Origin of the sequence: Sphingomonas sp., from assembly GCF_025362505.1 — a bacterium.
Taxonomy (GTDB): domain Bacteria; phylum Pseudomonadota; class Alphaproteobacteria; order Sphingomonadales; family Sphingomonadaceae; genus Sphingomicrobium.
The window spans coordinates 1-10,195 of sequence record NZ_JANYGG010000087.1; the positions used below are offsets into that span (position 1 = coordinate 1).

Consider the following 10,195-nt stretch of genomic DNA (forward strand, 5'->3'; position numbering starts at 1 on the left):
TCGGTCAGCAGCCCCGCTTCCTGCAGCCGCTGGCCGAGCAGCGCCGATCCGCCCGCCGCGCTCATGTCGGGCGCCATGAACCGCCCGCCGGGCTTCAAGTCGGCGATCACCGGCGTCCGCCGCGACACTTCGTCGAAGATCTGCAGCGCGAACTGGTCCTCGCCCAGCCCCGCCTCGCGCGCGATCGCCAGCAGGTGGAGCACGAGGTTGGTCGACCCCGCCGTCGCCGATCCCGCCACCGCCGCATTGCGCAATCCTTCGGGCGTGATCATCGCACGCGCATTGCGCCCAGCCTTGACCGCCGCGACCACGATCCGTCCCGCCTGGGCGGCGGCTTCGGGCTTGTCGGGATGCACCGCCGGCACATCGTTCAGCCCCATCGGCGACAGCCCGAGGAAGGTCATCGCCAGCGCCAGCGTGTTCGCCGTGAACTGCCCGCCGCACGCCCCGGCGCCGGGACACGCCGCCTGCTCGACCGCCTTCAGCTCGGCGTCGTCGATCGTGCCCGAGCTATGCGCCCCAACCGCCTCGAACACGTCCTGGATCGTCAGTTTCCGATCGCCGAGCCGCCCCGGCATGATCGATCCGCCGTAAAAAATTACCGCCGGCAGATCCATCCTCGCCGCCGCCATCGCCGCCGCCGGGATGGTCTTGTCGCACCCGACCAGGAACACCACCCCGTCGAGCGAATGCCCGCGCACCGCGAGCTCGGCCGAATCGGCGATCACCTCGCGGCTGATCAGCGAGGCCTTCATCCCCTTAGTGCCCATCGCGATCCCGTCGGTCACCACGATCGTGTTGAAGTCGACCGGGGTCCCGCCCGCCTCAAGGATCCCGCGCCGGACATGCTCGGCAAGGCCCCGCAAATGCATGTTGCACGGGGTCACCGTCGACCAGCTGTTGACGATCGCGATCATCGGCCTGGCCAGCGCTTCGGCGTCATAGCCCGCCGCATGAAGCATCGCCCGCGCTGGAGCCCGCGCCGGCCCCTCGACCATTTCACGCGACGGCCAATTATCGGAAACCATGACAAATTCCTGCGCTTGGGATACCGACGGTCCACCCCCGGCCAGACCGTTGCGGCCATTCCATAGTCGCGAAAATTGCGCCCACAAGCCACTATCTACTTGCTTCGTTAACCCCGCCATGACTAAGTAGCAGCGCAATGGGATCCCAAACCGGGTTTTCAAGCAGAGAGATTCGCGGGCAATGACGACCGAGGCGCAGAGCAAGGAATCGACGACGGGGGCTCTGCCCGCGTTCGTGCTTCCGCGCGCCCTCCTTCTTACGCTCGTACTTATTCCCATGCACGATGGGGCGGCGATCGGCTGATCGGTTCAGGCAGGAACCGGAAACAGACCGACCCCCGCTCCCCCCGGAGCGGGGGTTTTATTTTGACCAGCGAATGACTGATTAGGGAGATTAAGAGTGGAACGGATTTACACGGAAGCCGACGTCAATCGTGAGAGCCTCACCGGCCAGACGATCGCGATCATCGGCTACGGCAGCCAGGGCCGCGCCCATGCGCGCAACCTGCGCGATAGCGGCCATGAGGTGATCGTCGGCGCGCGTCCCGGCGGCAAGGCCGACCGCACCGCGCGCGCCGACGGCTTCCGCACCGTAACCCCCGCCGACGCGGCGAAGGAAGCCGGGCTCGTCGCGCTGCTCACCCCCGACATGGCGCATCGTTCGGTCTATGCTGACGACATCGCCCCCAACATTGCCGCGGGCGCCGCGCTGCTCGTCGCGCACGGCTTCTCGGTGCTCTATGGCCAGATCGCCCCGCGCGAGGACATCGACGTCATCCTCGTCGCGCCCAAGGGTCCGGGCGACCTCGTCCGCCGCGAATATGAGATCGGCCGCGGCGTCCCCGCGCTGTTCGCCGTCCACCAGGATGCGACCGGCGGCGCGCGCGACAAGGCGATGGCCTATGCGTCCGGGATCGGCGGCACCACTGCCGGAGCGATCGAAACGACCTTCAAGGAAGAGACCGAGACCGACCTGTTCGGCGAGCAAGCCGTCCTGTGCGGCGGCGCGAGCGAGCTCATCAACGCCGGGTTCGAGACGCTGGTCGAGGCCGGCTACAAGCCCGAAGTCGCCTATTTCGAATGCCTCCATGAGCTGAAACTGATCGTCGACCTGCTCTACGAGGGCGGGCTCGCCAAGATGCACAGCTTCATCTCCGAGACCGCCAAATATGGCGATCTCGTCTCGGGTCCGCGGGTCATCAACGCCGAAACCAGGGCGCGCATGAAGGAAGTCCTGACCGACATCCAGTCGGGCCAGTTCGCGCGCGACTGGATCGCCGAGAACGAGGCCGGCAAGAAGAATTACGACGCGATGATGCAGGCCGACCTCGACCTACCGCTCGAGAAGATCGGCTCCGAATTGCGCAGCCACATGGCGTGGCTGAGCACCGGGCCCAAGACCGAAGCAGTTCCGATCGAAACCCAAAAAACCGAAACCCAAAAAACCGAAGCAGAGGCCGCCTGAACCATGACCCCAGCCGCCGCCCACACTGAAACCTCGCCGGCGCCCGCGCCGGTCTCGGGCGCGCGGCTGGTGGTCGAGGCGCTCGAGCGCGAGGGTGTCGAATATATCTTCGGCTATCCCGGCGGGGCGATCATGCCCGTCTACGACGCATTGCCGGGTTCGAAGCTCACGCATATCCTCGTCCGCCACGAACAGGCCGCCGCGCTCGCCGCCGACGCCTATGGCCGTGTCACCGGCAAGCCCGGGGTGTGCCTCGCAACCTCGGGGCCAGGCGCGACCAACCTCGTCACCGGCATCGCCAACGCGTTCATGGACAGCGTGCCGATGGTCGCCATCACCGGCCAGGTCGCGACCCACCTGATGGGCACCGACGCGTTCCAGGAAGTCGACATCTTCGCGATCACCCTGCCGATCGTGAAGCACAGCTATGTCATCCGCGACACCGCCGACATTCCGCGCATCTTCGCCGAGGCATTCGAGATCGCGCGCTCGGGTCGCCCCGGCCCGGTGCTGATCGACCTGCCCAAGGACATCACGATAAAGACCGCCGCGCCCGAGCCGTGGACGCTGCCGGCACGCGTCGCGGAACCGATCGACGAGGCCGCCATCGCCGCCGCCAACGCGCTCATCGCCGAAGCCCGCGCGCCGATCCTCTATTTCGGCGGCGGCGTCGGCATCGCGCGCGGCGAACGCGCGCTGCGCGAGTTCGCGCTGCGCAGCGGCATCCCTGCGGTCGCGACCCTCAAAGGCCTCGGCGCGATCCCCACCGACACGCAGAATTACCTCGGCATGCTCGGCATGCACGGGATGCGCGGCGCCAACGTCGCGATCGACAATTGCGACCTGCTGATGTGCGTCGGCGCGCGCTTCGACGACCGCGCGACGGGCAAGCTCGACACGTTCGCGCCGCGCGCCAAGGTCATCCACATCGACGGCGACCCGGCCGAAATCGGCAAGCTGCGCCGGCCCGAAGTCGGCCTCGCCGGCGACCTCACCGCGATCCTCGACCGGCTGACCGCCACCACCCCCCACGCGCAGGAATGGCGCGACCAGTGCGCCGCGCAGAAGAAACTGTGGGCGCTCGAATATGACGCGCCGGGCAACGGAGTTTACGCGCCGGCCATGCTCAAGACGCTGTCGGAGCGCGCCGGCGACAAGGCAATCTTCACCTGCGACGTCGGCCAGCACCAGATGTGGGTCGCGCAGCATTGCCGCTTCGTCCGCCCCCAGGCGCACCTCACCAGCGCCGGTCTGGGCACGATGGGTTACGGCATTCCCGCCGGCATCGGCGCGCTGCTCGCCGAGCCCGACGCGACCGTCATCACCGTCTCGGGCGACGGTTCGATCATGATGAACATCCACGAGCTGGCCACGCTGCGGCGCTACCGCCTGCCGCTCAAGATCGTGCTGCTCGACAACAGCCAGCTGGGGATGGTCCGCCAGTGGCAGGAGCTGTTCTTCGACGAGAATTTCTCCGAGATCGACCTGTCCGACAACCCCGATTTCGCCGAAGTCGCGCGCTCGTTCGGGATCGAGGCGTTCACCGTCGACCACCGCTCCGAAGTGTCGGGCGCGATCGACCGGCTGCTCGCGACGAGCGGCCCGGTGCTGTGCCACGTCCGCATCGATCCGCGCGCCAATGTCTGGCCGCTGGTCCCGCCCAATTCGTCCAACGTCGAAATGCTGGAGACCCGCTGGTGACCGACCCGCAGCAAATCACCGTCGACTTCACCCCGGGCGAAGGTGCTGTCGGGCGCATCGTCGGGCTCGTCGAGCGGCGCGGCTTTGAATTGCGCGGCCTTGCAATGCACGACCGCGACGGCCGCGCCTCGATGACCCTCGACCTGATTGCGCGTGACGCCGGCCGCCGGCTCGACGTCCTCGACCTCCAGCTTCGCCGGCTCATCGGCGTCCATCACGTTTCCACCTCTCCGGCCACGGATATAGCGCAATGACCGACCCCCAGATTGATCGCGTCCGCATCTTCGACACCACGCTGCGCGACGGCGAGCAGGCCCCCGGCTTCTCGATGACCGAGACTGCGAAGCTGCGCATGGCGCGCGCGCTCGCCGCGCTGAAGGTCGACGTCATCGAAGCCGGTTTTGCCGCCGCCTCGCCCGGCGACTTCCGCTCGATCGAGGCAATCGCGCGCGAGATCGACGGCCCGATCATCTGTTCGCTGTCGCGCACTACCCGCGGCGACGTCGAGGCCTCGGCCAAGGCGCTCGCACCCGCCAGCCGCAAGCGCATTCACGTCTTTCTCGGCACCAGCCCGATCCACCGCGACAGCAAGCTCCACATGAGCCGCGAGACCGTGCTGGAAAACATCCGCACCTCGGTCGCGCACGCCCGCAGCCTCGTCGACGACGTCGAATTCTCCGCCGAGGACGCGATCCGCACCGAGCGCGACTTCCTCGTCGAGTGCCTGTCCGCCGCCGCCGCCGCCGGCGCGACGACGCTCAACGTCCCCGACACCGTCGGCTACACCACCCCCGACGAAATTTATGAGCTGTTCCGGTTCCTCGGTCAGCACGTCGACCGCCCCGAGGGCACGATCTTCTCGACCCATTGCCACGACGATCTCGGCATGGCGGTCGCCAATTCGCTTGCCGCCGTGCGTGGTGGCGCGCGCCAGATCGAGTGCGCCGTCAACGGCATTGGCGAACGCGCCGGCAATTGCGCGCTCGAGGATGTCGTCATGGCGCTGAAAACCCGCGCCGATGCCTTCCGAGTAACCACCGGGGTGGACACGAAGCGGATCATGGCCGCCAGTCACACACTGGCTCAGGTCACCAACTCTCCACCCCCGCGCAACAAGTCGATCGTCGGCGCCAATGCGTTCGCGCACGAAGCCGGCATTCACCAGCACGGTGTGTTACAGAACCCGGAGACCTACGAAATCATGAAACCGGAAGATATCGGACTTGCCGTCGAGGGCATCATTCTCGGCAAGCACAGCGGGCGCCACGCGCTCGCCGCCCGCGCCAAATCACTTGGCTTCATCCTCGAAGGCGATCGATTGGACCGCGCCTTTGTCGCCTTCAAGACGATCGCCGACGAGATCGGCATCGTCGACTCGGCGCGCCTCCTGTCGCTGCTCAGCGGCATCGACACCGGCGCGCCCGAGCGGCTGTGGAAGTTGAACAAGGTCGACATCCGCTCGCCCGTCTCGGCCAACGCCTGGCCGGTCGCGCGGATCGAGCTCGAACATGGCGAGCGTGGCCGGGTGACTGACATCGCCTCGGCCCCCGGCGCGCTCGACGCCGCCTTCCTCGCGGTCAGCCAGATGATGAACCTGCCCGCGCGGGTCGATCAGCTCGAGATGCAATATATCGCGGTCGATGCCGGCGAGCCCGCCCCCGACGGGCAGGGCGCCAACGTCCTCACCGAGATCACGCTCGAGGTCGACGGCGAGCTTTATGCCGGGCGGGCGCGAGGTCGCGATATCCTGCCGTGCTTCGTCTCGGCCTACATCGACGCGGCGAGCAACGCCGAAGCGGTGCGCAACGTCCGCGCCTTGCAGCGCGAGACGACGAACAGCGCGCAGCACGCCACGCCGCGGGCCGCGTGACGCGATGACCCGCGTGATTGTCCTGCCCGGTGACGGCATCGGACCCGAAGTCGCGGACGAAGCCGTAACCTGCCTCGCCCTCCTGTCCGAGGCGCGGGGACTCGGGCTGGCGTTCGAGACGCACGACTTCGGCGGCATCGCGATCGACCGTCACGGCGAGCCGCTGCCGCCCGCGACGCTCACCGCAGCCCGCGCCGCCGACGCGATCCTGTTGGGCGCGGTCGGCGGACCCCGGTGGGACGGTGCCAAGGTCCGCCCCGAGCAGGGCCTGCTCGGCCTGCGCTCGGCGCTTGGCCTGTTCGCCAACCTTCGCCCGGCGCGCGTCATCGCCGGGCTCGAGCATCTCTCCCCGCTCAAACCCGAGATCGCCACCGGCGCCGACGTGCTGGTCGTGCGCGAGCTGATCGGCGGGCTCTACTTCGGCGAAAAGACCCTCGAAGCCGACCGCGCCACCGACCTGTGCAGCTACACCCGCCCAGAGATCGAGCGCATCGCCCACGTCGCCTTCCGCGCCGCGCGCGCCCGCCGCGGCAAGCTGACCTCGGTCGACAAGGCCAATGTCCTCGCCACCTCGAAACTGTGGCGCCGGGTCGTCGAGGAGGTCGCGACCTCATACCCCGACGTCGCCCTCGACCATCTCTATGTCGACGCCGCGGCGATGGCGATCGTCACCCACCCGACCCGGTTCGACGTGATCCTCACCGAGAATCTGTTCGGCGACATCCTGTCCGACGAGCTGTCGGTCATCGGCGGCTCGATCGGCCTGCTCGGCTCGTCGAGCGCCGGCGCATCGGGTCCCGCGCTGTTCGAACCGATTCACGGTTCTGCCCCCGACATTGCCGGCCAGGACATCGCCAACCCCGGCGGGATGATCGCCAGCGCGGCGATGATGCTCGATGCGCTCGGCCATGCCGACGCCGCCGCCGAGCTCACCGCCGCGCTCGACCGCACCCTGCTCGAAGGCGTGCGCACCCGCGATCTCGGCGGTAGCGCCGGCTGCAAGGCGTTCGGCGCCCGCGTCCGCGACCATCTGTCTGCCACCGTCGAACCGCTCGCCAAGGCCGTCGCATGACCGCTCGTCCGCGCACGCTTTACGAAAAAATCTGGGACGCGCACGTCGTCGAGCGTCGCGATGACGGCACCTGCCTGATCTACATCGACCGTCACCTCGTCCACGAAGTGACCAGCCCCCAAGCCTTCGAAGGCCTCCGCCGCGAGGGCCGCAGGGTCCGCCGCCCCGACCTCACGCTGGCGGTCCCCGACCATAACCTGCCCACCACCCCGCGGCTCGACGCCGCCGGCCGGCGCATCCCGATCGCCGACCCGGCCAGCGCCGAGCAGCTCAGCGCGCTGATCGCCAACGTCGCCGAATTCGGCGTCCCCTACATCGCCGATACCGACGCCGCGCAGGGCATCGTCCACGTCGTCGGCCCCGAGCAGGGCTTCACCCTGCCCGGCACGACCATTGTCTGCGGCGACAGCCACACCTCGACGCACGGCGCGTTCGGCGCGCTCGCCCACGGCATCGGCACCAGCGAAGTCGAGCACGTTCTCGCAACGCAGACGCTGATCCAGTCCAAGGCCAAGAACATGCGCGTCACCGTGGACGGCGTGCTGCCGCCCCACGTCACCGCCAAGGACATCACGCTCGCCATCATTGGCGAAATCGGCACCGCCGGCGGCACCGGCAGCGTCATCGAATATGCGGGGGAAGCCATCCGCGCGCTCAGCATGGAAGGCCGCATGACGGTCTGCAACATGTCGATCGAGGGCGGCGCTCGCGCCGGCATGATCGCGCCTGACGAGAAAACCTATGCCTACTTGATGGGTCGCCCGAAGGCGCCCAAGGGCAAAGCGTGGGACGCCGCCATGGCCTATTGGCAAACGCTCCACACCGATGACGGCGCGCACTTCGACCGCGAAGTCCGCTTGGATGCAGCAGCCTTGCCCCCCGTCATCACCTGGGGCACGAGCCCCGAGGACGTCGTCTCGATCGCAGGCGCGATCCCCGATCCAGCCAACGTCGCAGACGAAAACAAGCGCGCCTCGATGGTGCGCGCGCTCGACTACATGGGCTTGAAGCCCGGCACCAAGATCACCGACATTCCCCTCGACGTGGTCTGGATCGGGTCCTGCACCAACGGCCGCATCGAAGACCTGCGCGCCGTCGCCAAGACGGTCGAAGGCCGCAAGGTCGCAGGCAACTTGGCCTACGCCATGATCGTGCCGGGCTCCGGCCTCGTCAAAGCCCAGGCCGAAGCCGAAGGGCTCGACGCCATTTTCAAGGCCGCCGGCTTCGAGTGGCGCGAACCTGGCTGTTCGATGTGCCTTGGCATGAATCCCGACCAGCTGAAGCCGGGCCAGCGCTGCGCGTCCACCTCGAACCGCAACTTCGAAGGCCGCCAGGGCCGCCTCGGCCGCACGCACCTGCTCTCGCCCGTCATGGCCGCCGCGGCCGCCATCGAAGGCCGCTTCGTCGACATCCGCACCTGGGGGTAAAAAATACCCTCGCCCTGTCCCCTTGCGCGCAGTGGCATCGTCCCCTTAGTTCCCCTCCCCGTCCGCGCGGAGCGCGGCCCCGCCGCGTCCGCGCGGACGGGGTTAGGGGTGGGGGTAGTAGAGCGGTGGGGGTAGAAGTGTAGAAGAGCGGTGAAGCTCTCGACAGTCCTCCGCAACGGGCCACTCACCCCATTCACGCCGTCGCCGCTTCGCCCATCGCAGTGGCAAACACCAGCGTCCGCGCGTCGCTCACTTCCAGCGCCGAGAACCGGAAGAACGGGTTCTGCGCAACGCGCCGTGCATTCAGCGCCCGGAAGTTGCGCCCCATCAGCACCGCCGGGGCATTGATGCCGGGATAAGCGTCAGCCCTCGCCAAGGCCTTAAACCCGCACATCATCTCGTAAAACCGCACCTGGCTCGGATTGACCGAGATCAGCCCGTAATCGGCCTCCCCTGCGTGCGCGATGATCAGCCCCGCCCGCACGAGACTCGCATAAAGCGTCGTGCGAAAACTCGTGTTGGTAATCTCCGGCGCCACCGCCATCCGCGTGAACTCCACCAGCCGCCGGTACCCCTGCTCCTCCAGCGCCCCGATCGCCGGAAAGATCGACTGGCACGGCATGCTCGCCGCTCCTGGACGTCCCTCGCCGAACGTCAGCCGGAACGACCCCACGCACGCGTCCCCGTTGAACGCCGCCAGCGTGCACGTCGTCTCCAACTCGTCGTAGTCGTCGAAAAACAGCCCGTCCTCGCGTGGCAAGATCAGCTGGGCCTCGCGGAAGGCCCGGTAACGCAGCCGGTAGATATCGGTCTTGTCCGTTCCGGGCGCAAACACCTTGAGATCAAGCGGAAACTTCGATTTCTGTCCTTGGTGTTGCAGAACAAGAGGCGGCTTGAAGCTCAAGTGTGAAATCATGTGATCATCCCAACGCACTGCTATGACAGGCTTTGCTGCACTGCAGGATACGCCATCATCGGCTGCCGGCAAGAACTCTGTCGGGCGTGGTTAATAGTTCAGCCAGCCAGCAAGCCCGGCAGCCCTGCCCTCAAAGCCTGGCGCGGGCTGCCGCCATTGGGTGCACGCACTGCGAGCAAGCTCTGGCCAAACCCGCGCGGAATGCTTAATTGTCCTTCTTTCGAGCAAATCACCCGCCAGGAGGCCCCCATGACGTCGACGACAGAATGGCGCGACACGATGGCCCCCGACCTCGCGGTGTTCCAGGCGCTGGCGCACGCGGCCTGGGAGCGTTTGCCCGGACAGTTCCGCCAGATGTGCGGCGACCTCGTCATTCGCGTGGTCGATTTCGCCGAAGACGACGTGCTCGACGAACTCGAGATCGACAGCCCGTTCGAGCTCCTCGGCCTTTACCAGGGTGTCAGCCTCAACAATAAAAGCGCTCTCGATCCTCCGCGCGAACCCGACATGGTGTTCCTCTACCGTCGCGCGATCCTGGACGAATGGACCAACGGCGAGGACAGCCTGGGCGAGATCATCACCCACGTTCTGATTCACGAGATCGGCCACCACTTCGGCTTCTCCGACAGCGACATGGAAGCCATCGAAGACCAAGTCCTCAACGTCGCCTGACGCAAGCGCTGCCGCGCTCTCAGATCTTCGCGCACGCGCTCTTC

9 protein-coding genes are annotated in these 10,195 nt (G+C 67.2%); 7 read left to right on the forward strand and 2 right to left on the reverse strand.

Features of this window, described 5'->3' with window-relative positions; translation table 11 throughout:
• Positions 1 to 1,028, reverse strand: a 1,028-nt coding sequence (locus tag Q0R27_RS08885; protein ID WP_293943462.1) for a dihydroxy-acid dehydratase, incomplete at its 3' end; no start/stop codon positions are given.
• Positions 1,029 to 1,428: 400 nt separating this feature from the next.
• On the opposite strand from Q0R27_RS08885, the gene ilvC reads away from it, so the two are divergent.
• From ilvC to leuC, 6 genes are read left to right on the forward strand one after another with little or no spacing between them, the layout of a single operon-like run.
• Positions 1,429 to 2,493 carry a ketol-acid reductoisomerase gene (gene ilvC, locus Q0R27_RS08890; RefSeq protein ID WP_293943464.1) on the forward strand — a complete coding sequence of 355 codons (1,065 nt, stop codon included), beginning with the start codon at positions 1,429 to 1,431 and terminating at the stop codon, positions 2,491 to 2,493.
• A 3-nt stretch (positions 2,494 to 2,496) separates the two neighbouring features.
• Positions 2,497 to 4,194 (forward strand): acetolactate synthase 2 catalytic subunit, encoded by a 1,698-nt coding sequence (gene ilvG, locus Q0R27_RS08895; protein WP_293943466.1) that lies wholly within the window; start codon positions 2,497 to 2,499, stop codon positions 4,192 to 4,194.
• Positions 4,191 to 4,448 carry an ACT domain-containing protein gene (locus tag Q0R27_RS08900; protein ID WP_293943469.1) on the forward strand — a complete coding sequence of 86 codons (258 nt, stop codon included), beginning with the start codon at positions 4,191 to 4,193 and terminating at the stop codon, positions 4,446 to 4,448. Before ilvG ends, Q0R27_RS08900 begins: the two co-directional genes overlap by 4 nt.
• A complete protein-coding gene (locus tag Q0R27_RS08905) occupies positions 4,445 to 6,064 on the forward strand; it encodes a 2-isopropylmalate synthase (RefSeq protein ID WP_293943471.1) in 1,620 nt (539 codons plus the stop codon). Before Q0R27_RS08900 ends, Q0R27_RS08905 begins: the two co-directional genes overlap by 4 nt.
• A gap of 4 nt (positions 6,065 to 6,068) precedes the next feature.
• Entirely contained in the window at positions 6,069 to 7,136 is a 1,068-nt protein-coding gene (gene leuB / locus Q0R27_RS08910; RefSeq protein WP_293943474.1) for a 3-isopropylmalate dehydrogenase, read from the forward strand.
• Complete coding sequence (gene leuC, locus Q0R27_RS08915; protein ID WP_293943477.1) at positions 7,133 to 8,563, forward strand: 3-isopropylmalate dehydratase large subunit; 1,431 nt, start codon at positions 7,133 to 7,135, stop codon at positions 8,561 to 8,563. The genes leuB and leuC overlap by 4 nt, the downstream gene beginning before the upstream one ends.
• A 193-nt stretch (positions 8,564 to 8,756) precedes the next feature.
• On the opposite strand, the gene Q0R27_RS08920 is transcribed toward leuC, so the two are convergent.
• Positions 8,757 to 9,467, reverse strand: coding sequence for a GNAT family N-acyltransferase (locus Q0R27_RS08920; RefSeq protein WP_293943480.1), 711 nt, complete (start codon positions 9,465 to 9,467; stop codon positions 8,757 to 8,759).
• 261 nt (positions 9,468 to 9,728) lie between these two features.
• Between Q0R27_RS08920 and Q0R27_RS08925 the strand changes: the two genes are divergently transcribed.
• Positions 9,729 to 10,151 (forward strand): metallopeptidase family protein, encoded by a 423-nt coding sequence (locus tag Q0R27_RS08925; RefSeq protein WP_293943483.1) that lies wholly within the window; start codon positions 9,729 to 9,731, stop codon positions 10,149 to 10,151.
• Positions 10,152 to 10,195 lie beyond the last annotated feature (44 nt).

What these genes read in the sequence shown, in the direction of transcription:
- Q0R27_RS08905 (WP_293943471.1), top strand. Translation starts at nt 4,445, where the DNA reads ATGACCGACCCCCAGATTGATCGCGTCCGCATCTTCGACACCACGCTG.
- leuB (WP_293943474.1), top strand. Translation starts at nt 6,069, where the DNA reads ATGACCCGCGTGATTGTCCTGCCCGGTGACGGCATCGGACCCGAAGTC.
- ilvG (WP_293943466.1), top strand. Translation starts at nt 2,497, where the DNA reads ATGACCCCAGCCGCCGCCCACACTGAAACCTCGCCGGCGCCCGCGCCG.
- Q0R27_RS08925 (WP_293943483.1), top strand. Translation starts at nt 9,729, where the DNA reads ATGACGTCGACGACAGAATGGCGCGACACGATGGCCCCCGACCTCGCG.
- leuC (WP_293943477.1), top strand. Translation starts at nt 7,133, where the DNA reads ATGACCGCTCGTCCGCGCACGCTTTACGAAAAAATCTGGGACGCGCAC.